25 protein-coding genes are annotated in these 25,963 nt (G+C 71.7%); 3 read left to right on the top strand and 22 right to left on the bottom strand.

From position 1 onward, the window contains the following. Window positions 1-13: 13 nt before the first annotated feature. The gene (gene efeO, locus AC3CF1_RS24370; protein WP_488451320.1) at window positions 14-1,147 is read right to left on the bottom strand and encodes an iron uptake system protein EfeO; all 1,134 of its coding nucleotides are present in this window, start codon (window positions 1,145-1,147) and stop codon (window positions 14-16) included. 23 nt (window positions 1,148-1,170) lie between these two features. Continuing rightward, window positions 1,171-2,079 carry an iron uptake transporter permease EfeU gene (efeU, locus tag AC3CF1_RS24365; protein WP_358195555.1) on the bottom strand — a complete coding sequence of 303 codons (909 nt, stop codon included), beginning with the start codon at window positions 2,077-2,079 and terminating at the stop codon, window positions 1,171-1,173. Between the two features lie 170 nt (window positions 2,080-2,249). On the opposite strand from efeU, the gene AC3CF1_RS24360 reads away from it, so the two are divergent. Beyond that, window positions 2,250-2,408 (top strand): hypothetical protein, encoded by a 159-nt coding sequence (locus tag AC3CF1_RS24360; protein ID WP_172861943.1) that lies wholly within the window; start codon window positions 2,250-2,252, stop codon window positions 2,406-2,408. A 74-nt stretch (window positions 2,409-2,482) separates the two neighbouring features. Here the strand turns inward: AC3CF1_RS24360 and ahcY are convergent, their stop codons facing one another. The 14 genes from ahcY to AC3CF1_RS24290 form a co-directional block, all read right to left on the bottom strand. Further along, window positions 2,483-3,982: an adenosylhomocysteinase gene (gene ahcY, locus AC3CF1_RS24355; protein ID WP_488451319.1), complete on the bottom strand. Its 1,500-nt coding sequence runs from the start codon at window positions 3,980-3,982 to the stop codon at window positions 2,483-2,485. Window positions 3,983-4,260: 278 nt separating this feature from the next. Beyond that, window positions 4,261-5,424 carry a mannose-6-phosphate isomerase, class I gene (manA, locus tag AC3CF1_RS24350; protein WP_488451318.1) on the bottom strand — a complete coding sequence of 388 codons (1,164 nt, stop codon included), beginning with the start codon at window positions 5,422-5,424 and terminating at the stop codon, window positions 4,261-4,263. A gap of 3 nt (window positions 5,425-5,427) precedes the next feature. After that, window positions 5,428-6,417, bottom strand: a complete 990-nt coding sequence (locus tag AC3CF1_RS24345) for a cation diffusion facilitator family transporter (protein ID WP_355162066.1) — start codon at window positions 6,415-6,417, stop codon at window positions 5,428-5,430. A 67-nt stretch (window positions 6,418-6,484) separates the two neighbouring features. Continuing rightward, window positions 6,485-7,681, bottom strand: coding sequence for an SIS domain-containing protein (locus AC3CF1_RS24340; RefSeq protein ID WP_088946313.1), 1,197 nt, complete (start codon window positions 7,679-7,681; stop codon window positions 6,485-6,487). Then, a complete protein-coding gene (locus tag AC3CF1_RS24335; RefSeq protein WP_030490836.1) occupies window positions 7,678-7,863 on the bottom strand; it encodes a Trm112 family protein in 186 nt (61 codons plus the stop codon). Before AC3CF1_RS24335 ends, AC3CF1_RS24340 begins: the two co-directional genes overlap by 4 nt. 61 nt (window positions 7,864-7,924) lie before the next feature. Then, entirely contained in the window at window positions 7,925-9,310 is a 1,386-nt protein-coding gene (locus AC3CF1_RS24330; protein WP_354981384.1) for a phosphomannomutase/phosphoglucomutase, read from the bottom strand. A gap of 70 nt (window positions 9,311-9,380) precedes the next feature. Beyond that, window positions 9,381-10,439, bottom strand: coding sequence for a hypothetical protein (locus AC3CF1_RS24325; RefSeq protein WP_488451317.1), 1,059 nt, complete (start codon window positions 10,437-10,439; stop codon window positions 9,381-9,383). 276 nt (window positions 10,440-10,715) lie between these two features. Further along, complete coding sequence (gene nfi / locus AC3CF1_RS24320) at window positions 10,716-11,381, bottom strand: deoxyribonuclease V (RefSeq protein WP_354981430.1); 666 nt, start codon at window positions 11,379-11,381, stop codon at window positions 10,716-10,718. A 137-nt stretch (window positions 11,382-11,518) separates the two neighbouring features. Beyond that, window positions 11,519-11,812 carry a hypothetical protein gene (locus AC3CF1_RS24315; protein WP_355161970.1) on the bottom strand — a complete coding sequence of 98 codons (294 nt, stop codon included), beginning with the start codon at window positions 11,810-11,812 and terminating at the stop codon, window positions 11,519-11,521. Between the two features lie 76 nt (window positions 11,813-11,888). Continuing rightward, window positions 11,889-12,548 carry a tetratricopeptide repeat protein gene (locus AC3CF1_RS24310; protein ID WP_354981387.1) on the bottom strand — a complete coding sequence of 220 codons (660 nt, stop codon included), beginning with the start codon at window positions 12,546-12,548 and terminating at the stop codon, window positions 11,889-11,891. Window positions 12,549-12,607: 59 nt separating this feature from the next. Then, window positions 12,608-12,901 (bottom strand): hypothetical protein, encoded by a 294-nt coding sequence (locus AC3CF1_RS24305; RefSeq protein WP_355161966.1) that lies wholly within the window; start codon window positions 12,899-12,901, stop codon window positions 12,608-12,610. Beyond that, window positions 12,870-16,967 (bottom strand): toxin glutamine deamidase domain-containing protein, encoded by a 4,098-nt coding sequence (locus AC3CF1_RS24300; RefSeq protein ID WP_488451316.1) that lies wholly within the window; start codon window positions 16,965-16,967, stop codon window positions 12,870-12,872. Before AC3CF1_RS24300 ends, AC3CF1_RS24305 begins: the two co-directional genes overlap by 32 nt. 15 nt (window positions 16,968-16,982) lie before the next feature. After that, window positions 16,983-17,315 carry a hypothetical protein gene (locus AC3CF1_RS24295; protein ID WP_354981390.1) on the bottom strand — a complete coding sequence of 111 codons (333 nt, stop codon included), beginning with the start codon at window positions 17,313-17,315 and terminating at the stop codon, window positions 16,983-16,985. Next, window positions 17,312-17,734, bottom strand: coding sequence for a YbaB/EbfC family nucleoid-associated protein (locus AC3CF1_RS24290; RefSeq protein ID WP_488451315.1), 423 nt, complete (start codon window positions 17,732-17,734; stop codon window positions 17,312-17,314). The genes AC3CF1_RS24295 and AC3CF1_RS24290 overlap by 4 nt, the downstream gene beginning before the upstream one ends. Before the next feature lie 79 nt (window positions 17,735-17,813). On the opposite strand from AC3CF1_RS24290, the gene AC3CF1_RS24285 reads away from it, so the two are divergent. Next, window positions 17,814-19,055: an SUKH-3 domain-containing protein gene (locus AC3CF1_RS24285; RefSeq protein WP_488451314.1), complete on the top strand. Its 1,242-nt coding sequence runs from the start codon at window positions 17,814-17,816 to the stop codon at window positions 19,053-19,055. 10 nt (window positions 19,056-19,065) lie between these two features. Here AC3CF1_RS24285 and AC3CF1_RS24280 read toward each other — a convergent pair whose 3' ends face one another. The 6 genes from AC3CF1_RS24280 to AC3CF1_RS24255 form a co-directional block, all read right to left on the bottom strand. Further along, window positions 19,066-19,737: an RlpA-like double-psi beta-barrel domain-containing protein gene (locus AC3CF1_RS24280; RefSeq protein ID WP_488451313.1), complete on the bottom strand. Its 672-nt coding sequence runs from the start codon at window positions 19,735-19,737 to the stop codon at window positions 19,066-19,068. A gap of 58 nt (window positions 19,738-19,795) precedes the next feature. Next, window positions 19,796-20,473, bottom strand: coding sequence for a M15 family metallopeptidase (locus AC3CF1_RS24275; RefSeq protein WP_354981394.1), 678 nt, complete (start codon window positions 20,471-20,473; stop codon window positions 19,796-19,798). Beyond that, window positions 20,470-21,600 carry a D-alanine--D-alanine ligase family protein gene (locus AC3CF1_RS24270; RefSeq protein WP_355161052.1) on the bottom strand — a complete coding sequence of 377 codons (1,131 nt, stop codon included), beginning with the start codon at window positions 21,598-21,600 and terminating at the stop codon, window positions 20,470-20,472. Before AC3CF1_RS24270 ends, AC3CF1_RS24275 begins: the two co-directional genes overlap by 4 nt. After that, window positions 21,597-22,622: a threonine ammonia-lyase gene (locus AC3CF1_RS24265; RefSeq protein WP_488451312.1), complete on the bottom strand. Its 1,026-nt coding sequence runs from the start codon at window positions 22,620-22,622 to the stop codon at window positions 21,597-21,599. Before AC3CF1_RS24265 ends, AC3CF1_RS24270 begins: the two co-directional genes overlap by 4 nt. 72 nt (window positions 22,623-22,694) lie before the next feature. Further along, window positions 22,695-23,759, bottom strand: coding sequence for a sensor histidine kinase (locus tag AC3CF1_RS24260; protein ID WP_488451311.1), 1,065 nt, complete (start codon window positions 23,757-23,759; stop codon window positions 22,695-22,697). Next, window positions 23,756-24,421, bottom strand: coding sequence for a response regulator transcription factor (locus AC3CF1_RS24255; protein WP_088946301.1), 666 nt, complete (start codon window positions 24,419-24,421; stop codon window positions 23,756-23,758). Before AC3CF1_RS24255 ends, AC3CF1_RS24260 begins: the two co-directional genes overlap by 4 nt. 236 nt (window positions 24,422-24,657) lie before the next feature. On the opposite strand from AC3CF1_RS24255, the gene AC3CF1_RS24250 reads away from it, so the two are divergent. After that, window positions 24,658-25,941 carry a GAF domain-containing protein gene (locus AC3CF1_RS24250; protein ID WP_488451310.1) on the top strand — a complete coding sequence of 428 codons (1,284 nt, stop codon included), beginning with the start codon at window positions 24,658-24,660 and terminating at the stop codon, window positions 25,939-25,941. The last annotated feature ends 22 nt before the right edge of the window (window positions 25,942-25,963 follow it).

Genomic DNA, 25,963 nt, shown 5'->3' with positions numbered 1-25,963 from the left:
CTCTGCCATCCGGTCACTTCGCGACGGCCGCGGCGACCTTGCTGATCGGCTCGGCGAGCGCGTTGATCCCGTCGGAGAGCTCCTTGAGCTCGGCCTTGCTCAACGCGGTGTGCAGCTTCCACCCGTCGCCGTCGCGGTGCTTGCCGAGCAGCGCCTCCACGTTGGCGAACTCGGTGTCCAGCTGCGTGACCAGCTCCGGTGCGCGCTGCTGGAGCGCCGGGCGGAGGGCGGACACGGCGGCCTTCGAACCCTCCAGGTTGGCGGCGAAGTCCCACAGGTCGGTGTGCGAGTAGCGGTCCTCCTCGCCGGTGATCTTTCCGCTGGCCACCTCGTCGAGCAGTTCCTTCGCGCCGTTGGCTAGCTGGAGCGGGGAGAGCTTCTCGGCGTTGGCCTTGGCCACGATCTCCTTGACGTCGACCAGCAGCCGGTCGGCGATCGGGCCGTCCTTGCTGATGTCGCCGGACTGCCAGAGGTCCTTCTCGATCCGGTGGAAGCCGGTGAACTCCATCCCCTCCTCGATGACCTCCTCGCGGCCGTCGATCTTGGGGTCGAGGTCACCGAAGATCTCGGCCACCGGCTCGATCCGCTCCCAGTAGGTGCGGGCGACCGGGTAGAGCGCCTTGGCCTTCGCGACGTCGCCGGCCTTGACCGCGCCGACGAACTCCTCGGTCTTGTCGAGGAGCGCGGCGGTCTGGCTCTTGACGTAGCGCTGGTAGTTCTCGGTGGCGTCGCCCAGCGCGGCGTCGGCGGTGAGCGGCTGCGCCGACCCGCTGACCTTGAGCGCGCCCCGGATGCCCTTGCCGCTCATCCCGGGCTTGCAGGCCGTCTGGTACGTGCCGGCCGGCAGCTCCACGTGCAGCTCACGGCTGAGCCCGGGGGCGATGTTCTCCACCTCGCCGAGCACGCGGTCGCCCTCGGCGTACACGTAGAACTCGGTCACCTTCGCGCCGGAGTTGGTGATCTTGAAGGTGGCGGTGCCGGCGCCCAGATCGGTCGTGCCGACCTCGCAGGCGGTGTCGCTGGCCTTGACCACGATCGGTCCGCCGGTCGCGGCCGAGTCACCCTTGTCGGAGTCGGAGCAGGCGGCCAGACCGGCCGTCGCCAGCACGCCGGCGGCGGCCAGCGCGAAGAACTGGGTGGTACGCATCTGAGCTGTCTCTCCTCGTGGAGTCAGGCACGCTGCGGCGTGGACGCCGCCTCGGCCTCGGCCTCGGCCTCGGTGCCGGTGTCGGCCCCGCGCTCGGTGACGGTGGTGGTCGCGGCGGGTGCCGGCGTACGCCGGGCAGGCCGCAGGAAGAGCAGGAGAACCGGTACGGCGTACCCGACCCAGGCGATGGTCTCCAGCACGGTGGGCGCGGGAGTCACGTTGAACATGCCGGCGAGCAGGGCGGCGTACCAGGTGCTCGGGTCGAGCGTGCTGGTGATGTCGAAGGCCAGGTCGTTCAGGCCGGGCAGGACGCCGGCCTCCTGGAAGTCGTGCACGCCGTACTTGAGGATGCCGGCGGCGACCAGGATCAGCAGCGCGCCGGTCCAGGTGAAGAACTTGCTGAGGTTGATCCGCAGGGCGCTGGCGTAGAGCAGCACGCCGAGCACCACGGCGGTGACGATGCCGCCGATCAACGCGAGCAGCGGTCGGCTGTCGCCGGCCGCGCCCTGGGCGGCCGAGTAGAAGATCAGTGCCGTCTCCAGGCCCTCGCGGATCACCGCGAGGAAGGCCATGCCGGCGACCGCGAGGGACCCGACGGCCAGCGCCTCGGTGAGCTTGCCCCGCAGCTCGCCGGCGATGGTCCGGGCGGCCCGGCGCATCCAGAAGATCATCCAGGTGACGAAGACGACGGCGGCGACGGAGGTGATCGCCTCGAACAGCTCCCGGTCCTCGGAACGGGCCAGCAGCGAGGTCGACGTGTACTCGATCAGCCAGCCGAAGAGCACCGAGAGCACGACGGCCAGACCGACGCCCGCCCAGACCTGGGGCAACCGGTCCCGACGCTGCGACTTCACCAGGAAGGCGACCAGGATGCTGACCACCAGGGTGGCCTCCAGGCCTTCCCGAAGGCCGATCAGGTAGGTGGCGAACATCCGGGCTCCGAGTTGGTTAGGCACGGCTCAACTGACTTAGGGCAGGCATACCTTCCTCCCGCTCGGGGCTGGCGTCAAGTCGATCGCGACAAGCTCACTCGCCCTGTTGACCAGCCTCTTCGGCCTCGGGAGGGCGGGCCACCCCGGTCGACTGTGGGAGGATCCCCGCCGTGAAGGCATTCCTGCCGTGGCTGACGGTGCTGGCCGTTGTGCTGCTGCTCAGCGCGTTGCGCCTGCGGGCCCTGGCCACCGTGGTGTCGGTCGGCTGGCTGGCCTGGTGCGTCTGGACGTGGTTCCGCCCCACCCGCCGCGGCCCTCGGTCAGGCTGAACCCGCCGGCCCTGATGCCGGAAACGACGAAACCGGGCCGGCTGCGAACAGCCGACCCGGTCCCGAATCGTCGATCAGTAGCGGTAGTGATCCGGCTTGAACGGACCCTCCGTGGAGACACCCAGGTACGTGGCCTGCTCCTTGGTCAGCGTGCTCAGCTTGGCGCCGAGCGCGCCCAGGTGCAGCCGGGCCACCTTCTCGTCCAGGTGCTTGGGCAGCACGTAGACGCCGATCGGGTATTCCTCGGTCTTGGTGAACAGCTCGATCTGGGCGATCGTCTGGTTCGCGAACGAGTTCGACATCACGAAGCTCGGGTGACCGGTGGCGTTGCCCAGGTTCAGCAGGCGGCCCTCGGAGAGCACGATGATCGCGTGCCCGTCGGCGAAGCGCCACAGGTCGACCTGCGGCTTGATGTTGACCCGCTCGACGTCGGAACGCTTGGCCAGGCCGGCCATGTCGATCTCGTTGTCGAAGTGGCCGATGTTGCCGACGATGGCCTGGTGCTTCATCCGGGCCATGTGCTCGTTGGTGATGACGTCGAAGCAGCCGGTCGCGGTGATGAAGATGTCCGCCTGCTCGACCACGTCGTCCAGGGTGGCGACCTGGTAGCCGTCCATCGCGGCCTGCAACGCGCAGATCGGGTCGACCTCGGTCACCACGACCCGGGCGCCCTGGCCGCGCAGCGACTCGGCACACCCCTTGCCCACGTCGCCGTAGCCCATCACCACGGCCATCTTGCCGCCGATCAGCACGTCGGTGGCCCGGTTGAGGCCGTCGATCAGCGAGTGCCGGCAGCCGTACTTGTTGTCGAACTTGCTCTTGGTCACCGAGTCGTTGACGTTGATGGCCGGGAAGAGCAGGGTGCCCGCGCGGTGCATCTCGTAGAGCCGGTGCACGCCGGTGGTGGTCTCCTCGGTCACGCCCTTGATGCCGGCGGAGATCCGGGTCCAGCGCTGGTTGTCCTCGCCGAGCGAGCGGTGCAGCACCTCGAGGATGACGCCGTACTCCTCGGAGTCGGCGGACTCGACCGGCGGAACCGCCCCGGCCTTCTCGAACTCCGCACCCTTGTGCACGAGCAGGGTGGCGTCGCCGCCGTCGTCGAGGATCATGTTCGGGCCCTGACCGTCCGGCCAGGCGAGCACCTGCTCGGTGCACCACCAGTATTCCGGGAGGGTCTCGCCCTTCCACGCGTACACCGGCACGCCGGCCGGAGCCTCAGGGGTGCCCTCCGGGCCGACGACGATCGCCGCGGCGGCGTGGTCCTGGGTGGAGAAGATGTTGCAGGACGCCCAGCGCACCTGCGCGCCGAGCGCGACCAGCGTCTCGATCAGGACGGCGGTCTGGATGGTCATGTGCAGCGAGCCGGTGATCCGCGCGCCGGCGAGGGGCTGCGCCTCGGCGAACTCCCGGCGAATCGCCATCAGGCCGGGCATCTCGTGCTCGGCGAGCTGGATCTCCTTACGCCCGAACTCGGCGAGCGACAGATCCGCCACCTTGAAGTCGCCTTCGGCGAGCGTGCTCGGCCGGGCCTCGGACGGCGTACCGCTGGCGGACGCCGGGAGGGTGCTGGTCATGAAAGCTCCTGTCGAACGATGTCTGCGCCGACCTTCCACCTTACGCGCGCCAGCGACGGGCATCCGGGGACGGGCTGCGGACAGCGCACGGGGCGGTCGGTGATGGACGGATAACCGCCCACGTCCCGCCCGCCCCGTGCATCCCCCCGGTTTGGTTCCCCCGCACGTTCTCGGACCGTCGTCGCGATAACGCTGCGTACTCATAGAGTCACACTCAGCCAGGACGGCGTCAAGCTATTCCGGGAAAGTCGGACTTGTGTCGTTGCCGGACGAGCCTGTCAGCGCAACCCAGAGGTCGCCACGTACGCCTCACCGGCACCGCTGACCCGCAACGGCTCGCCGGCCGCCGTGCCGATCGCCGCCTCGCCGGACACGAGCGTCACCGCTCCGGCGCCATCGTCCACGGTGATCGAACCGCCACCGCAGAGGACCACCCGGGGACCGGGCAGCGTCAGCGTGACCGAGGGCACCTCCGCACCGACGCGTACCCGGTGCAGCGCGAAGTCGTCCACCGGCACGGGCCAGCAGTCCACACCCGGGCCCACCGGCTGGGCGGCCCGCACCGGATCGTCGAGCACCTCGAAACGCAGCACCCGCAGCAACTCGTCGACGTCCACCCGCTTCGGGGTCAGACCACCGCGCAGCACGTTGTCGCTGGCCGCCATGATCTCCACCCCGCAGCCGCTCAGGTAGGCGTGCAGGTTGCCGGCCGGCATCCAGATCCCCTCGCCCGCGACCAGACGTAGGTGGTGCAGCAGCAGTGCCACCAGTGCGCCCGGATCGGCCGGGTATGCCTTGGCCAGCCGGCGGACCAGGTCCGCGTCCGGGCCGTCGGCCGACGACGCCAGCACGGCGCCCAACAACTCGTCGCGCTGCTCGACCGGCCAGCCGAGCAGCGTTCGTACCGCCGTCCGCAGCCCCGCCGGCCCGGCCCGCAACGCCCCGACCACCGGCGCCAACTCCGGTACGCCGAACGCGGCGAGCGCCTCCGCCGACTCCGCTGGGTCCCGGAAACCGCACAGCGCCTCGAACGGCGTGAGCGCGACCAGCAACTCCGGTTTGTGGTGCGGGTCGGAGTAGTTGCGCTCCCCCTCGGGGCGTCCGGCCTGCGCCGCGAAGCCAGCCCGGGCCTGCTCGGCGTCCGGATGAGCCTGGAGGCTCAGCGGAGCGTCAGCCGCGAGGACCTTGAGCAGGAACGGCAGGCGACTGCCGAACCGCTCGGACACCCGCTGGCCGAGCCACTGCCCCGGCTCGTCCCGCACCAGGTCACAGAGGCTCACCCGGAGGCCGGAACGGACCACGCTGGCCGGGGCGCCCGGGTGGGCGCCCAACCACAGCTCCGCCTCCGGACCCTCGCTCGGCACCGACCTCCCCTGGAGGAGAGCGATGGCCGAACGAGACCCCCACGCGTAGTCGCGGATCGGTCCGTACAGTGGCTCCACCAGTCAGCCCCCGGACCGCTCGGCCTCTGGCTGCGGCACGGCGGTGTCAGCGGCGGTGCCGGTGCCGGCTTCGGCGGCGGCGACGCTGTAGATGTCCGGCTCCAGGTAGATCACCCGGGCGGTCGGCACCGCGGCGCGGATCCGCGCCTCCACGGCGTTGATGCCACGGGCCAGGTCCTGGGCACTCTCGCACGCCGGCACGCCGATCTTCGCGGCCACCATCAGCTCTTCCGGGCCCAGGTAGAGCGTCTTCATGTGGATGATCCGCTCCACCTCGGGGCCTTCGGTGACGGCTCGCTCGATGGCGGCGACGTCGGATGCCTCGGCACCCTCACCGAGCAGCAGACTCTTCGTCTCGATTGCCAGCACGATGGCGATGAGCACCAGCAGCACGCCGATCATCGCGGTGCCGGCGGCGTCCCACTTACCGTTGCCGGTGATCAGCGTCATGGTCACGCCGAAGAGCGCGAACACCAGACCGACCAGGGCACCGAAGTCCTCCAGCAGCACCACCGGCAGCTCGGGCGCCTTGGCCCGGCGGATGAAGCGCACCCAGGACTGGTTGCCCCGGACGTGGTTGGACTCCTTGATGGCGGTCCGGAAGGAGAACGACTCCATGATGATCGCCGCCACCAGCACGACGATCGGCACCCATTGCCACTCGGTGATCCCGTGCGGATCCGACCACTTGTGGTACGCCTCGTACAGGGCGAACAGGCCACCGATGCTGAACAGCACGATGGACACGATGAACGCGTAGATGTAGCGCTCCCGGCCGTACCCGAACGGGTGCTCCGGGGTGGCCGCCCGCTTGGCCCGCTTGCCGCCGAGCAGCAGAAGTGCCTGGTTGCCGGAGTCGGCGACCGAGTGGACCGACTCGGCCAACATCGACGACGAGCTGGTCAGCAGGAACGCGACGAACTTGGTGATGGCGATGCCGACGTTTGCCAGCAGGGCGGCGACAATCGCCTTCGTCCCACCGTTGGCGCTCATGCCACCGCTCCGCTTCGCCGTACGAAGCCAACCGGTCCGCGCATGATGCGCCGCCCATTGCGTTCGTTCACTGGTTCGACAGCTCCTTCATTTCGGTGATGGCCGGCACGGCCATCGGGTCCAGCCCATGGGCCAGGGCAAGGTAGATCGAGGCAAAATCCGGGACCGCGATCAGCGAGGCCAGCCGCTCCAGCGCGGAGCCACCCTCGGCGGTCACCACGTCGCACCGCACGCCACGGCGCTCGGCGAGGGTCTGCACCGCGTCCGCGCGGCGCTCCTCGACGGCGAAGGGCTCGTCGGTGTCGTCCTCGGCGTTGAGCCCGCCGTCGCGCAACAGCACCAACCGCAGTCGGGTGCCCTCGCCGTCGTCCTCGGCCGGGTCGGCGAAGATGTCCCGCTCCCCCTCGGCCAGACCGCCGAAGACGCCGTCGAGCAGCCCGACCCGACCCCGACCGGCCTCACCGAGCGCCCCGGTGACCACCGGGTAGCGGGCGTTGGCCGACAGGGTGTCGCCGAACCGGCGAGCGGCCACGGTGGCCAGTGGGGACGAGCCCCAGACGATCGGGATCGAGCCGGCCAGGGCCAGGGCCAGCGACTTCGCCGGGTTGACGAAGGACTCGGCGGCGGACCGGCAGCGGTCGGCATCCGCGTCGAGCCGGGCCGCGGTCTCCGCCAGGTCCGCCTCGTTGACCTTCACGAGCCCGAGGGAACGGGCCGCGAGCAGCACCGGCACGGTGAGCGCCCAGAGGCTGGCCCGGGCCGGAGCACGCCGGGGCACCGGAATGAACGGCGCCCGGGCCTGCTCGGCGATCGACTGCAACTGCGAGTCGGGGGCACCCACGGCGACCAGCCGGGCACCGCGCCGGTGCGCCGCCTCGGCCGCGCCGAGCGCCTCCGGGCTACGACCGGACGCGCTCACCGCGATCACCACGTCGGCCGCGCCCACCCAACCGGGTACGCCGGCGCTGCGGTGCCCGATGATCGGGACCGGGCAGCGCGGCCCGGCGACCGTGGCCAGCACGTCTCCGGTACGCCCCGCCGTGCCGATGCCGGCGATGACCACGGCTCGGGGCCGCCCGTCGTCGGCGAGCACCGCCAGGTTCGCCTCGGCAGCCAGTGCAGCGCTCTCGCGGACCTGCGCACCGGCCGACGCCGTGTGCCGGAGCATGCCGCCCGGGTCGTGCTCGGCCAGCGCCTCCGGGTTGTCGAGTAGGGCTTCATCGGCATCGCGACGTCCGCTGACCCCGGCCGTACCGTCGATCACGACGGCTGCCCGGGGCCGCCGCGCGCCTCGTCCAGCAACAGCACCGGCACGTCGTCGCGGACCTCGAAGATGCGACCGCACTCCGTGCAGGTCAACGTCTGCGCCTCGGCGTCGTAGGTGAGCGGGGCGTGGTGCGTGTCCGGACAGGCGAGAATCTCGAGCAACTGCGGATCCAGGGCCATGGCACGGCTCCTTCCACGTGTGCGGCTTCACCGGCGGCGGTGCCGACCGGCGCAGGCGATCTTATCGGCGAACGCGGTCCAGCACGTCGTCCCGGAGCGAGACCATCCGATCCCGGGTGGGCGCCTCGACGTTGAGCCGCAGCAGCGGCTCGGTGTTGGAGGCGCGCAGGTTGAACCACGCGCCGTCGGGGAATCGCAGGGTGAGACCGTCCATCTCGTCGGCCACCGCGTCCGGGTACGCGGCCCGCACCTCGGCCACCGCCGCCGCCTGGTCGGCCACCGTCGAGTTGATCTCGCCCGAGGCGACGTAACGCTCGAACTCGCCGGCCATCACGGACAGTGGCAGCGACTGCTCACCCAACGCGGCCAGCGTGTGCATCGCCGCGAGCATTCCGGTGTCGGCGAACCAGAAGTCACGGAAGTAGTAGTGCGCGGAGTGTTCGCCGCCGAAGACGGCATTGGTGCGGGCCATCTCCGCCTTGATGAAGGAGTGCCCGACCCGGGCGACGAGCGGCTGCCCCCCGTGCTCACGGATGATCTCCGCGACCGCGCTGGAGGTGATCAGACCGTGGATCACGGTGGAGCCCGGGTGCTTGGCCAGCTCACGTACGGCGACGAGGGCGGTGATCGCCGACGGCGAGACCGGCTCGCCGCGCTCGTCCACCACGAAGCACCGGTCGGCGTCACCGTCGAAGGCCAGCCCGATGTCGGCACCGTGCTCGACCACCGCACGCTGGAGGTCGACCAGGTTGGCCGGGTCCAGGGGGTTGGCCTCGTGGTTGGGGAAGCTGCCGTCCAGCTCGAAGTAGAGCGGCACGATCTCCAGCGGCAGCGGCGACAGGGCGGCGTCGCCCAGCACGGTGGGGACGGTGAAACCGCCCATCCCGTTACCGGCGTCGACGACGACCTTCAGCGGCCGGATGCCCGAGAGGTCGACCAGCTTGCGCAGGTAGGCGGCGTAGTCGGGGAGCATGTCACGTCGCTCGACCGGCTGGGTCGGCTCACCGGCCGGACGGGCCTCGCCCGAGTCAAGGAGGGCCTGGGCCCGATCCCGGATCTCCGTCAGGCCGCTCTCCTGGCCGATCGGCCGGGCACCGGAGCGGCACATCTTGATGCCGTTGTACTGCGCGGGGTTGTGACTGGCGGTGAACATCGCACCGGGCAGGTCGAGCGAGCCGGAGGCGAAGTAGAGCAGGTCGGTGGAGGCGAGCCCGATCTCGATCACCGAGCGCCCCTCGGCCCGTACGCCGGCGGCGAACGCGGCGGCCAGCCCGGGCGAGGTGGCCCGCATGTCGTACCCGACGACAACCGCGTCGCCCGGCTCGTCGGTGGACTTGAGCAGCTGGGTGAATGCGGCGCCCAGTGCCTCGGCGGCCCGCTCGTCCCACTGGTCCGGCACCGTCCCTCGGACGTCATACGCCTTCACAATCTGGGACAGATCAGACACGTGTTCCGCTCCTTGGCCGCAAGTTGGACACCGATCCTGAGCCTAACGGAGGGTTCGTGTCTCGCCCCGCTCAGCCCGGCAGCCGGGGGATGAAAGCGGTGTGGCCGCCCTCATCCGTCGGCGGGTCCCCGGGCAGCGGTCGAGTTCCGGGTGTCCCCGGCATCGGCTGCGTCGCCTCCGGGACCGCACCCGCACCGCCGGGGCGCGCACCGTAGACCCCACCGGTGGCGGGGCGCGGGGACGGCACGGCACCCCAGCCGGCGGCCGGTGGCTGCTGGCCGTACACCTGGCCGGGGCGACCGGGCGCGGCCGGCGACCCACCGCCGGCGCGGTAGGTGGTGCCACCGGGGTTGCCCGGCAGCATCTCGGGCGACTGGTCGGACGGCTTGCGGTCCTGCCGCGAGCGACGCACCAGCAGCACGATGAGCAGCAGACCGACCGCCACCATCACGATGCCGAAGAACATCACCTTTGAACCTCCTCCGGACGACTCCGCGGCAGTGGCCGTGGTGTTCGGGGCACTCGACACAATGCCCGCGGCGGCCGGGTTCACCGCCTCGTCGACGGCCGCGACCTCGGACGGGCTCGGGGTGGGCGTCGGCTTCTTCGACGGCGTCGGCGACGGAGTGACCCGCGCGCCGGTCACCTTCGCCGTGTCGCTGCCCCGACCCAGCTCCTGACCGATGGCGCTGACACCCGCGCCGCTGACGACGAGTTGACCACCCGGGACACCCGCGGCGAACGCCACCCGGTACCGCACGGTGATGCCCTTGCCCTTGCACAGGGTCGGCTTCGTCGGCGACGTCGGCGCGGTGGCCACCGTGCCGCCACCACCCGAGACACCCACCGGCAACCAGCGCCCGCCCGCGTTGACCTCGACCTTCACCTGGCTTGGCTCAAGACCCTCAAGACGCAGACCCAGCGCGGTACGCAGCAGCACGCACCCGTTGGTGCGCTTGCGCACCGCGACGTTCACCCCCTGCGGGGAACCGCCGGCGGCGAAGCTGCTGGCCGCACCCACCCGGACCGAGTCCTCGTCGGCCAGCGCCGGTGACGCACCGAGCATCACCAGGCCGCCCACCAGACCGCAGACCGCCGCGAGCTGTGCCGCGCGTCGACGCACCGTCATGATCACCTCGCCGTTCTCCCCGGGTGGGGTCCGCGGGTCAGGCTACTACCGGCCCACCTACCCCATCGGTCATAGAGCGGCCCGGATGTGTGCGGCGTTACGGTTTACGGCCCGGCCCGCCGACCTGCGAAGAAGGCCGGCCGGGCTCCGACCGGAGCGCGTTCGGACCGGCCCGCCGGGCGCGATCAGTCGGCGTGCGCGGTGGGGTCGGGTCGGCGCGGTCGGTGGGGTCGGGTCGGCGGGCGCGGTGGGATCGGGTCGGCGCGCTCGGCGCGGTCAGTCGGTCTGTTCGGCGCTGGCGAGGGCGTCGCGGCTGAGTCGGTCGGCGGTGCGGGTGGTCTCCGGCAGCCGGTAGCGCGGGGTCAGCGCGAGCACCTGCGCTGTCGCGTTCTCCAGGCTCATCCGATGCCCGACGCTGACGAAGACCGGCTTCACCCCGTCCTGGGTGCGCAACACCCGGCCGACGACATCACCGCCGTCGCGCAGCGGCGACCACGCACCCCGCTCGGCGGCCGGCGGATCCCACGTCCCGACCAGCGGCGTCTTCCCCACCCCGATCGCCGGCAAGCCGGTGACCACGCCAAGGTGGCAGGCCAGCCCGAACCGTCGCGGATGGGCCAGACCGTGCCCGTCGCAGACCAGCAGGTCGGGCCTGACGCTCAGGCGGTCCAACGCGGTGAGCAGCGCGGGCAACTCACGAAAGGCGAACAACCCCGGCACGTAGTCGAACGCGGGCTCTCCCACGCTGACCGCGGAATCCACCACCTCCAACGTCGCGGCGTCCAGCACCGTCACGGCCGCCGCCAGGAGGTCACCACCCTGGCCGTACGCGACGTCCAGGCCGGCCACCGTCGCGGGCGCGCTGGGCCCCGGCCCGACCAGGTCGACCAATGGCCGCAACTCCTCCTGTACGGCCACCGCCTCCGCCACACTGCCCGGCACCACCACACGGCTCAGCGCAGCTAGCCCCGGCGCCGCCGCTCGCCCCGCCGCCGCGTCCGGCCGTGATCCACTCGAATTCATGAAAATCGGGCTATCCGAAGGACCCAGATGCCCCGATTTCACCAAACCGGAGTCGATCACCCTCGGCGTGAGCCATCGGCGGGAGCCACGGTGGCGTCGTCAGTCGAGATGCTGCCCTGACCCGCGTCCGTGGAACTGACATCTCGCCCCGCCGCCCCGTCGACGGGGTCGCCGCCGCTCCGACGCCTGGTCGTACCGAAGGCGACCGCGAAGACAACCCCGAGGGCGACACCGAAGGCCACCCCGCCCTTCGAACCGAAAACGGGAATGCCGACAGCCAGACCGATCATGATGCCGACCGGCCATGCCCAGAGACTGGACTTGGTGTTCTCCGTACCGGGTCTCGCCATGCGTCGATGTTATTCGGCTCTGCCACTTTCCCGCCCGCGTCGTCTGTCTTCCGCGACAGCGGCGACCTACGTTCGGTCAGGCAAGGCCCAACCGGTCGCGGGCCTGCTCGACCCACCGGCCGACCCCATGGGCGCCACTGCCGGCCGCCAGCCCAGCGGCCTCGTCGAGCAGCTCACGGGCGGCTTCCCGATCGCCGTCGTTCGCCGCCAGGTCCGCCAGACCGATCAGGTTCGCCGCCACCCCCGAAGTGAAGGACAACTTCCGGCGTAGCCGGGTCGACTCCGTCAGCAACTGCCGCGCCGCGTCGACGCGACCGGCGGCCTGCTCGGCGAAGCAGAGGTGCCGCAGCACGTACGACAGAGTCAGCTCGTCCCCCGCCGCGGTAGCCAACTCCCGAGCCCGGGCGAAGGCAGGGGCAGCGGTCGCCTGGTCCTGCCGGATCACCTGGTGGACCGCGCCCACCCAGAAGAGAGACTCGCCCTCACCACGGGCGTCGCCCAGCTCGCGGTAGATGCCGGCTGCCCGTTCGAAGAGCGGCAGCTCCGCAGGGTCCTCCGAACCGGTGTCGATGAAGCGGGCGTGCAGGATCCGGCCACGGGTCAGAGCCACATCAGCGTCCAGCGCCGCGAGATCCCGCTCGGCCTCGTCCAGCGGCTTCGGGTCGCCACCGAACACCGCCTGTTCGTAACGTTCCTGCGCCCGCACCAACCGAGCGTCCAGCCCTACGGTCGTCACCGACCCACCCTTCAATCAACCTCAGTTGGTCGCACTGCTACGGAAGCCAGAGCTGGACGTCACCTATCGCCGCTGCTGTCAGCCTTGAACATGGCACGAATCGATCTCTCGTCCGGCAATTTCTCACCACCGGTGACTGCCTCTGCCACTGCCTCGGCGGCGGCGCGGCCGACATTCTTGTAGCGGTCCACATTCCGGTAGTCATCGAGGAACCGCACAACGAGCCCAGGGTCACAAGCCCATGCCCGAGCGCGATGATCCCAAAGAATGGCCTGACCGAGCCCCGCATCCATGACAAAGAGCCCCGCCGGCTCGCCCTGCTCATCGGTCCGGTAGATCACGTAGTAGCTCAACAATCTCCCGCTCCAACTCTTCGGCGATCTGCGGCGCTACCGGGAAGTCACGAGACCCTAGCCCAAGATCCTGCACAACTTGCGTGAGACTCGTCCCCTGCCGGGCCAACCAGGCGCGGTACTCCCGCCACGCGTCGGGGTTCTGGCTGATCCACTTGGCGAAGGTGGCGTCCTTGGGGTCGAAAAGGAGATCCAGCCCGCCCGGCAAGGACTCCGGCAGGCCGTGCTCGCGGTTTGCGGCAAGCATCCGCATGAAGGCACCGACACGCTGTTCAGGACTGTTCGTCGGCCGCCGCACGACCTCATATTCTTCATGAGTGGCCAGCCATGCTTCACGCGAGGCCGAGGTGTGCAGTTGTAGCTCGATCAGCATCCCGTCGGGCGAAATGAGGGTGCAGTTCAATCCGTAGAATCGATTGCCCTGCCGCCAGAAGTTCTTGCACGTTGAAGTCGGCACGGAGAAGCCCGCTTCGGCCAGGCCAGCAAGTACCAGATCGGCGGCTCTGGCGTAGTGCTGACCTGACGGCATCTCAAAGCAGAACCTCAGCACGTCGTTCACGCTCGACACAAAGTCTGCTGCGTCGATCTCAGCGACACGAACCTCGTCGAGGTACTTCCGGGCCAGCGATTCCAGCCCTTTGACGCGAAACTCGCGATCCCGTAGCCGGATCGGGTCACTGAGGCCGAGCCCGTCGGTCACGCTCTGCCCGACCTGGGTCAAGGCTTCCTCAACCAGGTCAGCGGCATCCAGTGCACGCTCGCGAGCCTCCGCCAGGGTGGCCAATTCGTAGCTCGTTAGCTGTGTGAGATTGGAAGTCGGCGGACGCGGATCGCCTGCGTTCGCCCCGGCGTCCCCCACATCTGCCGAGCCCGGGCCGTCCAGCAGCAGGTACATCCGGTTGATGTACGGGTCACCGTGGCCGCCGTCGTCGTCCGTCGACGGATGGTCCGGCAGGTCGGGCCGCTCACTGAACCGGCCCCGGGGCAGCCCGGCGAGCGGCATCGGTCGCCCGTCCCCGCTCAGCACCAGCGCGTCGATGCCCACCACGTCGGGATACAGGGGATGGTCCTGGACCACCCCGTTCTGCGGGTCGACGTAGAGCACGGTGCCGTTCTGGTTGAGCGCCACCCAGGCGTGGGAACCGCCGTGCGGCCACTCGGTGACCAGGAACGCGTAGCTGCCGTGGCCTCCCAGCAGCAGTTGGTCGCGCAGGTTGCGGTAGCCCCGGTCGGCGGCCTGCCGTGCCTGCTCGGCGTACGGACGCTGGCCGGACGGCGGGGCGAGGAGTTGCTGGAAGCGCCCGCCGGTGACGTCCTCCACCCGGCCCGGGCCGCCTGCCTCGCCGCGGATCGGGCGCCGGATGTCCCCGTCCAGGTAGCCGTCGAAGGTACGCGGCGCCGACACTCGTGGCCGCCCGTGCACCCAGGTCTCGAACAACGACAGTGTGCAGTCCAGGCAGTTGATGCCGCGGGTGGCGTCGGCTGCGGGACCTCCGTCGTTCAGCAGTCGGAACCAGCCGCCCCGTCGGGGGTCGGCGGTGCGGGTGATGCTGCCGTCCCACTCGCGGGGCATCTGCCGTTCGACGTCGACCTGGTGCAGGGCGAGCGGTGGGCGCAGCCCCCCGGGCCGCCCGTACGGCCGGGAATCGTCGATCGGCGGGGGCACGTCGTCGCCGGTGAGCCGGGACGGCCCGGCAGTCTCCACCGCGCCGAGCGCGAGCGCGCCGACGTCCCTGTTCGCGTGCTCGAAGGTGCCGGCGCCGAGATCCACGACCGGCGGCGCCGTGGTGCCGGCCAGCACCGCATCCGCGAGGTCACGCCATTGGGCGTACGCGCGTGTCTCGTCGTTCGCGGCCCGCTGCCAGCCGTCGGCCCACTGTCGGTGACCTGCTTGGTGCAACTGTCGGGCGTAGGTGGCGTACTCGACCGCCCGGCGATCGTGCTCCGCGGCCCGGGCGCGCAGTCGGGTGGCCTCCGACTGCCGGCGGTTGTTCTCGAAGCCGGTCCGTTGCGACTCGTAGTGGCCCTGGTAGCGCCGCCGCTCGGCGGCTTCCGCCTCGGCGGCCCACTGCGCCGCGTACCAGTCGTCGGGGTCGATCGCTGGCACGACCGGATCGCCGAACACCACCTCGACGGGGATCGACGCCCTGCCCCGGGCGGGATGGTCGGGTGGGCGCGCCTCCCGTGTCGGGGCGCGCGATGGCACGGCGGATCGGCCCACCACCGTCGGTGTGACCGACTGGCGGTTCGTCGTGCTTGGGGCACCGAGGGTGACCGGCGTTGTCGGGCCGGCGGTGGTCGTCGGTGGTGGCGCGCCGGTCGACGGAGACCACGTGACCGGGCCAGCGGTGGGGGTGTGCGGCGAACTGCCGGGCGTGACACCGGTGGCCGGTCCGCTGCTCGGCTCAAAGGTCCCGGCCGCAGGTGCGGCCACCGAAGAAAGCCGAGAATCGGTGCCCACCGACGAGAGCGTCGGATCAGCAGCCACCGACGAGAACGTCGGGTCGGCCGCGATGGGGTGTGCCGCGCCCGCCACCTTCGACAGAGGCCCATCCGTCGACGGCGTCGGCTCGGACGGGCGCGGCGAGCGGTCGGCGGCGTCCACGTCGGACATCACGCCCACCGAGGATGGTGACGACACGTGCAGCTCGGCGGCAACCGCGGGCAGGTCGGAGGCGGCGACGGGCGGCAGATCGGTCACCCGCGACGGCTGAACGCCCGGCTCCGTCGGCATCTCGGCGCGTATCGGAGTCAGCTGGTCAGGCGACGTCGCGGCGACTGCCGTCGCCTGCACCGGAACCACCGGCGACGAGATCTCCCCCGAAGGCACAGCACCCGCCGCAGAAGGCACGCCCCCGGAAGACGCCGCACCAACGAAAGACGCCCCGCCTGAAGACGAGGCCGCGCCCGAAGAAGACGCCGCACCCACGAAAGACGCCCCACCTGAAGAAGCAGCCCCGCCCGAAGAAGACGCCGCCCCCGAGAGAGCCGAATCCCCCGACACCCCCACGGACGGAAGCGACGGGCTGGCGAATGACGTCCCGGCGAGGGCGTTGGTCTGCGCGTCGAGTCGTGCCCGTAACGCGTGGTCGGTCTGGCCGGTCGCCGAGCCGGTGGCCCCGGACGCGGCAGCGCGTGCCACGTCCTCAACCGAGGTGAGGCCCTGGCCGGTGGCCAGGCTGGCAGCGCTGTCGGCGAGCACCTCGCCGGTCATCTCCCGCCCCAGGTGCTCCCCGACCCGGGCCGCCCGCCCGGTGGCGTGCCGGCCCAGGCCGGCAAGCGGAGCCACGGCCCCGCCGGCGAGCCCGCCGACCGCCGATGCGCCGAGGTCGGTCATGTCCAGGCCGTGCGCCCGCCCGGTGGAGTTCTGGTACGCCTGGGTGGCCAGGGTGACGCCGCTCTCCTCGGCGGCCTCCTCCAACCCTCCACGGGTGGCCCGCTTGGCGAGCCCTCGCACGCCACCCCGGGTGATCTCCGTGGCGGCCCGTTCGCCGGCCTCCTTGAGCCCGTGTCTGAGGGACTTGCTGGCCAGTTGACCCATCAGCCGCTTGAAGATCTGCTGGATCAGCAGCCGGGTAGCGGTCATCGCCGCGCCGGCGGCGGGGGTTGCGGCACCGGCGGTCAGCACCGCCGCGACCGCCACCGAGAGCAACTCGATGACCAGGATGCCCAGCTCGATCCAGACTTCCAGCTTGGCGCCCTCGATGTCGCAGCCGCACTCCTCGACCAGCCGGCCCAGGTCGGCGGTGACCGCGAGCAGCACGGGCAGCGGGGCGTCGGCACCCTCGGCGATCCCCCGCCAGGCCGCCACGAACGCCGCGTCGACGGCCCCGACCCCGCCATACCCGTTGTGCACCTCGGCAGCGGCCGTGGCGGCGTCGGTGTGCGGGCCGGCGAGCACTGTGGCGACCTCGTACCACTGGTCGGCGACGTCCCAGACGGCCCGCTCGTTGCCCTCCGGCCACTGCACCCCGACCACCCAGTCGAGGGCCTCGTAGATCCAGCCCGGAACGTCCCAGGGTGCGTGGTCGAGGGGGTGCGGGATCGGGCTCGGCAGCACGCTCATCGGGATCGTCGGCCGTCAGCGCTGGTCGGTGACCCGACCGAACCGGGCGGCGCTGGCCCCGTCGGTCTGGACGCTCGCGTCGACCGCGCGGACCACGTCGCCGCCCAACTCGGTGAGCTGATGCCCGACGCCCGCCCAGGCCCGCAGCACTGTCTGCTCGATCGCGCGGTAGTTGCGCTCGAACGCGGCGCCGATGTCGTCGCGGCCCCAGGGCCGGGCACCGCTGGCGGCCTCGATCGCACCGCCTTCCGCTGCTCGACGGGCCGTGACCGCCTCGCCTGCGAGGGCCAGGTCGGCACCGGCCCGACGCGCCCGGGACGGATCGAGCCAGAGCTGCCCGTCGGTCATGCCGTCCCCTCACGCCTGCCGAGCACGGCGTCGGCCCGGCCGAGCAGGGCCGCGTAGTCGCCGGTGCGCAAAAAGTCCATCGAGCCGGAGTTGGCCGGCACGGTCTCGGCGACGAGGTCGCGGGTGACGTCGGCGGCGGCGGTCGCGGCGGCCCGGATCGTTTCGGTGATTTTTCGGCCGAGCGCCCCGGCGTCCCGCTCGCGGTAGACGGCCGGCGTCAACTCGACCTCGATCACCTCGCCCCGGGCACCCACGGTGGCGGTGACCTGCCCGTCGGCCGACCGGCGGGTCACCCGCAGCTCGGCGAGCCTCGCCTGCAGGGTGTCCAAACCGGACCTGAGCTGCTGATATTGCCCGTACACGTCGTCGAACCGGGCCCGTAGCTCGCGGTTGGCGTGCCGGTCCACATGTTCGCTCACCGCCGCCCCTCCCGTCACCGTCGGTAGAGCAGCACCATACCGGCTGCCATCGATCCGTGTAGTCCGGTAGTTTCAGTGCGTGATCGACCGTCAACAGGCCGAGCAGCTCGCGGCCACCTGGGCCCGCCGCGACTCGCAGCGCCTCGGGCACGAGTGCACAGCGATGGTCGACGAGTTCGACCTCGGCTTCGTCATCACGTCGGTCGTGCCCACCGAGGTGCGTACGGTCCCGGGGGACCTGCCGACGACGGTCATCGACAAGCAGACCGGCACTGTCACCACCTGGCCGCGGGTGTCGAGCGACGTGGTGGCGGATCTGTACCGACGCAGCCGTCCCACCGGGCCAGCCTCTCCCCGCACCGTCGACCCGTCGAGTCTGCTGGCCCGGGAGATCCACCGGGCAGCCACCCCGAACACCGCCGCCCATCTGGCGCTCGACGGGCGGATCTGGACCGCCCAGGGCACCAGGGCCGACGTCCCGCTCAACCATCACCCGCTGGTCCGCGACTACCTGGACCAGCTACCCCCTGGCGACCTGGTCCGGGGCGGGGAGTCGCACGCCGAGCTGATCGTGGTCTCCGACGTCCTGCACGAGTACGACCACCGCCGGGCCGCCGAGGGCATCGCGCCGATGGGTCGGGCCGAGGCGGCGGCGCTGCTGGAGGGCGCCCGGTTCGAGATCTTCCGGATCCGGGAGCCGGGTGATCCGGCTGGTGGCCCCGCCGAGCTGCCCTGCGACTCGTGCATCACCTTCCTGGTGCGCGCCAACGTCCTGCCGGAGTCGGCTCGGGCATACACCGACCCCTGGCGTGCGCCGGCGGCAACCGACCCCGATCCCGGGCGCTTCCCGGCGGAGGTCGCCAACGCGCTGGTCGCGGCCGGGTGGCGACCGCACATCGGGGACCAGATCATGGCCGCCGCGGCCGTGCGGGACGTCACCGCCGTGTCGGGGGTGACCCATCAGCACACGGTCTTTCCCGCGGCCGTGGAGGCGCTGACCGCGTTTCCCAGCCTGGTCGGCGCGCGGCGCGGGCGGGGCGAGCAGGTGTGGATCTCCCGTTTCGACATCCGCCCGCACACCATCGCCCACACCGCCGACACCCTCGCGGACTTCGGCGCTGTCCTCGGCGTACGCCTCTTTCCGATCGGCACCGAGCAGCAGGACAGCATCCTCGCGGTGGACGAACGTGGCCGGGTCTTCGCGCTCGATCAGGCCGGCGAGTGGTTTCTCGGCGACTCCATCGACAGCGCGTTGACGACTCTGCTGCTGGGCCGCGCACCGGCCCGGGTCCGCGACGACGGCACCTGGCAGGCCGACTGAGGCTGGCGCGTCAGCGGACCACCTCGACCGTGTTGCGGCGGATGAGGTTCTTGCCCGGCTCACGGATCTGCGCCATCGCGGCGTCGTTGAGCAGCACACAACTGCCCGACGGGCCGGTCACCGTCACCGTCGTCACCCGGTTGTTGTCCAGGTTGGTCACGCGCAGCCGGGTGCCCACCGGGAACTGTCCACTGGTCGCCGCTGGCGCCCCGACCTCGGCGAAGAAGGTGATCGGCCCCGAGCAGGCCGAGCTGGGTGCCGGGCCGGGCGCGCCGGGAGACGCGACGCCGGGACGGACCGTGCCGGCAGGTGGCCGCCCGACCGGCGCCGCTCCGTCCAGCCGCTCCACCACGTTGCGGCGGATCACGTTCTTGCCCGGCTCGCGGACCAGCTCCATGGCGGCGGCGTTGAGCAGCACACAGCTACCCGACGGGCCGGTCACCGTCACCGTGGCAGCCTGGTTGTTGTCCAGGTTGGTCACCCGCAACCGGGTACCCACCGGGAAACGGTCGCTGGTGGCCGCCGGCGCACCGCCCTCCGCCGAGAACGTGACCGAGCCGGAGCAGACGGACGACCGTGCCGGGGTGGTGCCGGCGAACCCGAAGCTGGTCCCCACCGCCACACCCGCCGCGGCGACGACCGCCACGGTCGCCGCCAGCACGTGCCTGCGCTGCACCCTCATCGCCGTCACTCCCGTCCTCGGTGGTGTCCTTCACTCACCTGGTACGGACGGGAGCGCCCTACCGTTCAGCCGGGACGGGCATCGATCGTGCGGCGGTCAGGTCCACCGGCCCGTACCGGGTGCGCGGCGCACCGGCGACCAGCGCCCAGTAACGGTCCCCGTACGACCAGTGCCACCACTCGGTCGGGTAGTTCACCATCCCCGCGCCGCCGAGAGCGTCCACCAGGATCCGCCGGTGTCGGCGGGCGGTGCGACCGATCGTGGGCGCGTCGGTGAAGCAGGCGTCTGCACTGTCCTCCGGGGTCGCGTCGATGGCCGTGCCCAGGTCCAGCTCCACCCCGTCGTCGGTGCACAGTGTCACGTCGACCGCCCCGCCGGTGCTGTGCGGGGCCACGTCGACCGGCGAGACGAACTTGGTGGTCTCCCGGTGCAGTCGCTGCGGGGGCCAGTCCGGGTGCCGTCGGCGCAGCTCGTCCCGGTAGCCGGTGAAGATGGCCAACTGCGTCTGGTACGGGCGGTAACCCTCGACGACCAGCAGGCGCATGCCGGCGGGCAGGTCACGCTGCGCGGCCAGCAGGCGGTCCACGACTCCCGCGCGCAGCCTGGCGTACGCCCCGGCGGGGTCGGCCGCGCGGCCGTCGAGGCGCAGCTCCGGCATCGCACGCAGGTCCACCAGCGGGTCGCCGTCGTCGGAGCTGGGCACGGCCGCCACCCGGGGATCGGAGAGCAGGATCATCGGGCGTTCCCCACCGGGGTCGCCGGCCGTTCGGCGTGCCGGACACGGGCCAGCTCGACGAGGCGGTCCACCACCTCCCGGTAGGCGACGCCGACGGCCGCCCACACCTTCGGGTACATCGAGTGCGCGGTGAAGCCGGGCATGGTGTTCAGTTCGTTGACGTACACCTCACCGGTCGTCTCGTCGTAGAAGAAGTCCACCCGGGCCAGGCCCCAACCGCCGATCGCGGCGAACGCGCGCAGCGACAGCTCCCGAACCCGCGCGGTCACCTCGTCCGGCAGCGAGGCGGGGACGATCATCGGATCGCTGTCGCCGAAGTACTTCTGCTGGTAGTCGAACCATCCGCCGGCGACGCGTACCTCGCCCACCGCCGACGCCTCGGGGCGCCAGCCACCGAGGACCGCGCACTCCAGCTCCCTGCCGGTGACCCCCTGCTCGACCATGACGAGCTGGTCGTGGCGCAGCGCCTCCTCCACGGCGGCGGCCAGGTCGTCACCCTCGCCGACGCGGGAGATGCCGATCGACGAACCCATGCTGGCCGGCTTCACGAAGAGCGGCCGGCGCAGCCCGACGACCAGCTTCTCCGGGTCGTCGACGGCCCGGTAGGTGTGCGCGTCGAACGCGACGTACGGGGTGACCGGAACGCCCTCGGCGCGCAACGCCCGCTTCATCGCCACCTTGTTCATGCCGACTGCCGAGGCGAGGATGCCGCACCCCACGTACGGCACGTTCAGCGCCTCCAACAGCCCCTGCACCACACCGTCCTCACCGAACGGGCCGTGCAGCACCGGGAAGACAACGTCCAGCTCGGCGTGCACCGCGCCGGGGGCGTTGCCGGCGCACACCTGCACGACGCCGGGACGCGGACCGGCCCGCAGCTCGACCGACGGTCCGGACACCACCAGGCGGTCGTCGATGGCCCGCGCACCGGCCGGCCGGTCGCGCAGCTCGGCCAGCAGCGCGTCGGGCAGCAGCCGAAACCCGCCGCTGCGGGTGACACCGATGGCGACAGTGCGGTACCCGCCGCCGGCGAGCGCCCGGGCCACGCCGAGCGCGGACGCGCAGGACACCTCGTGCTCCGCCGACGGTCCACCGAACAGGATTCCGATCCGAACAGGCGCGCTCACGCCGCCATCCCCTCGACAGTCGTCACCGTGGCGGACCGCTGGGTGGACAACCGGGCCACCACTGATGCCTCCACGTTCCCGCCGGTCAGCACCACGCCGACCGTCCGCCGCCGACCGGGACCCACGCGCTCGTCACCGGCCAGCCGGAGCGCGCCGGCCAGGCCGGCCGCACCGGACGGCTCGGCGAGCACCTTGAGCTCCATCAGGATCAGCCGGAATGCCGCCCCGATCTCGTCGTCGTCGACCCGGACGACCCCGCGCAGCACGTCGCGCACGATGGCGAACGGCAGCTCACCCACACAGGACGGCCGCAGCCCGTCCGCGATCGTGGGCGCCGGCGCGACCGGGACGCGAACACCTGCCGCCAGGCTGCGGGCGAGCGAGTCACAACCGACCGGTTCCACGCCGTAGACCTCGATGCCTCTGCCGGCGGCGGCCAGGCACGCGCCGGCCACCCCGCCACCACCACCGACCGGTACGACCAGCGCGCCCAGCGGTGTGCCAGCGCGCTCGGCCTCCTCGATCAGCTCCAGGCTGGCCGTGCCCTGCCCGGCGATGACGTCCGGGTGGTCGTACGCGTCGACGACCGGGTGACCGCTCTCGTCGCTGAGCCCGTCGACCACCGCCACCCGCTCCGCGACGTCGGTGCCGGCGAGCACCACCCGCGCCCCTGCCGCGCGGGCCCGGTCGACCTTCGTCGACGCGGCGTCGACCGGCAGCACCACGGTCGCCGTGAGCCCGTGCTTCCGGGCCGCCAACGCCACCGCTATCGCGTGGTTGCCGGTGCTCTGCGCGATCACCCCGGTGTGGCCGGAGGCGGCGAGCCGGCCGACCGCCCGCAGCGCGCCCCGCATCTTGTACGAGCCGCCGTTCTGGAGGTTCTCGGCCTTGAGCAGGATTCGAGCCCCGGCCAGACCGTCGATCACCGGGGACCGCAGCACGGGTGTGCGGACCACCCGGCCGGCCAGCCACCGGGCGGCCTCCTCGACATCGGCCCGAACCTGGCCAACGGTGTGTGACATCGTCTTTCTCCTTTCGGGCACACCACAGGCGGGATCCAGCGGTACGCGGGACCCCGGGAGGTGGGTGGAGCGCTAGGTCACATTGGGTAGTTGGACGTCGACCCGCAGACCGCCGTGCTCGGCGGGCCGGGCCGCGATGATGCCGTCGTGCGCCTGGGTGATCGAGCGGGCGATGGCCAGCCCCAGGCCGGCGCCTCCGCCCTGCGAGGTGCGGTCCCGGGCGAGCCGTCGGAACGGCTCGAAGAGACCGGCCACCGCCTCGGCCGGCACCGGCTGACCGGTGTTGACCACGGTCAGCGCGGGCGCGCCGCTCACCGCGACGGTCAGCGAGCCGCCGCGCCGGTTGTACTTGATCCCGTTCTCCACCAGGTTGGTGACCAGGCGTTCCAGCAGCACCCGCTCGCCGACGACGACCCGGGGCGCGAGATGGGTGTCGATGGTGACGCCGGCCTCCCGGGCGCGGTCCTGATACCCGGCGAGCACCGCCTCGACGATCGTGTCCAGCCGCTGCGGGATCCGCGAGCGCAGGCCCTGGTCGCTCTCGCTGAGTGCGAGCAGTCCCTCGATCAGCCGCTCGTTGCGCTCGTTGGTCTCCAGCAGTTGGCTGGTCAACAGCTCCAACTGCTCACTGGTGAGCGCCTGGGCCATGCCGACCTCGATCAGCGTCCGCTGCACCGCCAGCGGCGTACGCAGCTCGTGCGAGGCGTTCGCGGCAAACCGTCGCTGCCCCTCGTATCCGGCGGAGACGCGTTCCATCATCTCGTCGATCGCGCGGGAGAGCTGGGCCAGCTCGTCCCCGCCGCGGGGCCGGATCCGGTGACCGAGGTTCTGCGGGCCGAGGTGCCCGATCGGGCCGACGAGGTCACGGAGCGGGCGCAGGCACCAGGCCGCACCGAACCAGAGCGCCACCAGGGCGGTCACGGTGACGAGCAGCACGGACAGCAGGGGCAGCACGAACGCCCCCGGGCGTACGTCGGCGCAGGTCGAGATCAGACCGGGCACCGGCAGGTCGCAGAACTGCTGTCCCCAGGTCCAGGTCACCCCCGACACCCACCTGCCCATGGTCGGCAGCAGCGGCCCGGCCAGCAGTGCCAGCAGGCCCACGAGCAGCACCCGACGTCGGGGCGTCCAGGTCACGCCGTCCCACCGATGCGGTAGCCGGCCTTCGGCACGGTGTGGATGACCGCCGGGTCGCCGAGCTTCCTGCGCAACGTCATCACGGTGACCCGTACGGCGTTGGTGAACGGGTCGGCGAACTCGTCCCAGGCCTGCTCTAACAACTCCTCGGCGCTGACCACCTGCCCGTCCGCGCGCAGCAGCACGTGCAGCACCGCGAACTCCTTCGGGCTCAGCGCGAGCGGGCGGCCGTCCCGGGTGGCCACGTGTCGGCCCACGTCCAGCACCAGGCCGTCCTGGGCGAGCACCGGTGGCAGTGCCGGCGCGGACCGTCGACCGAGGGCCTGCACCCGGGCGACCAGCTCGGCGAAGGCGAACGGCTTGGTCAGGTAGTCGTCGGCGCCGAGACCGAGACCCTCCACCCGGTCCCGGATGCCGGCCGCGGCGGTGAGCAGCAGCACCCGGGTGCCGACCTGTGAGTCGGTGATGCTGCGGCAGACCTCGTCACCGGTGTGTCCCGGCATGTCCCGGTCGAGCACCGCGACGTCGTACCGGTTGACCCCGATCCGCTCCAGCGCGCCGTCACCGTCGTAGCAGACGTCGACGGCCATCGAGAGGCGGCGCAGCCCTTGGGCCACCGTGTCCGCCAACAACCGCTCGTCGTCCGCCACCAGCACCCGCACGTGTCTGCTCCCCGAGTTCCGCTTGCCCGGCATACCGTCGCAGGCCCGGGTTAAGGGTTCTGTAAGGACCCGCGAAAGCCATCCTCCACGGCAGCGACCAGCGGACAAACCATTGCAACCCTCGCCGTGCCGGCTTCGTCCCGGGCCGCGTCGTCTGCGCCCAGGGGTCCGGTGGCCACGGGGGTTGGCGATCGAGGGTGAGCTGCGTCACGATGGGGGCCGAGGAGGTCGCCCTGATGGCTGACCCGTGGCTCGCCCTGGAGTTCGGCGTCGATCCGGCGGAACGGATCGCGCAGGTCGGCGCCGCCCACGAAGCCTTCCTCACCGCCGGCGCCGCGCCACACCGGGTGCGGGACGTGGTGCGCCGCTCCTGGGAACGCTCGGCACGACTCGACCCCGAGGCCACCCCACCGGTCGACCTGGCCGACGACGTCCTGGCCGCGTACCGGGCCGTTCACCCGTTGGCCCGGGTGCTGCCGCTGTTCCGGGACCTGCTCGGCGGCATCGCCCAGGACGGCGCGCACCTGATGGCGGTCTGCGACGCGGACGGGCGGCTGCTCTGGGTCGAGGGGCATCCGGGCGTGCTCCGGCACGCGGAGCGGATGAACTTCGTGCCCGGCGCCCGCTGGGACGAGACGCACGCCGGCACCAACGCGCCCGGCACCGCGCTGGCCGTCGACCACAGCGTGCAGATCTTCGCCACCGAGCACTTCAGCCGCCCGGTGCAACGCTGGACGTGCGCGGCTGCGCCGATCCACGACCCCGCAACCGGCCGACTGCTCGGCGCGATCGACATCACCGGCGGGGACCACCTGGCCAATCCGCACAGTCTGGCCCTCGTCCGTGCCACGGCCCGGGCCGCCGAGGCGCAGCTCGCCGCCGGCCAACCGGTGGAGCCCGGCGTCGCCACGGTGACCGCGCTCGGTCGCGACGAGGCGGAACTGCGGGTCGACGGCCGGCGGATCCGACTCGGTCGCCGGCACAGCGAGTTGCTGGTCCTGCTGCTGCACCACCCGGAGGGACGCACAGGCGTTCAGCTCGGCCTCGACCTGTACGGCGACGACCGACTGCACCCGGTCACCCTGCGCGCCGAGCTGTCCCGGTTGCGTCGGGTGCTCGGCCCCGAGCTGCTCGACTCCCGCCCCTACCGGCTACGCGGCACCGTCCGCGCCGACTTCACCACCCTCGCCCACCGGCTTAACCAGGGCGATGCGGCGGGCGCGCTCGACGCGTACCCCGGGCCGTTGCTGCCCGGCTCGGACGCGCCGGGAGTGACGCGACTGCGCCGGCTGATCGACGGTCACCTCCGCGCGGCCGTGCTGGCCACCGCGGACCCGGCGCTGCTCGCGGCCTGGACCGCGACGCCCGCCGGCGCCGACGACCTGGTCGCGTGGCAGGCCCTGGCGCGGGCCTTGCCGCTGGGCGCGCCGCGTCGGCCCCTCGCCCTCGCGCGCATCGACCAGCTCGCCAGGGAGTACGCGTTGGAGCGCGCAACGTTCCTGCAACGTCCGCGAAACTAGCCTTCCCGCCGTCATCCCCCAT

The sequence above is a fragment of the Micromonospora sp. MGP-C2 genome (genome assembly GCF_057766525.1).
Note: the sequence above shows the minus strand (reverse complement) of the source record. Positions and strands in the feature narration are given on the sequence as shown.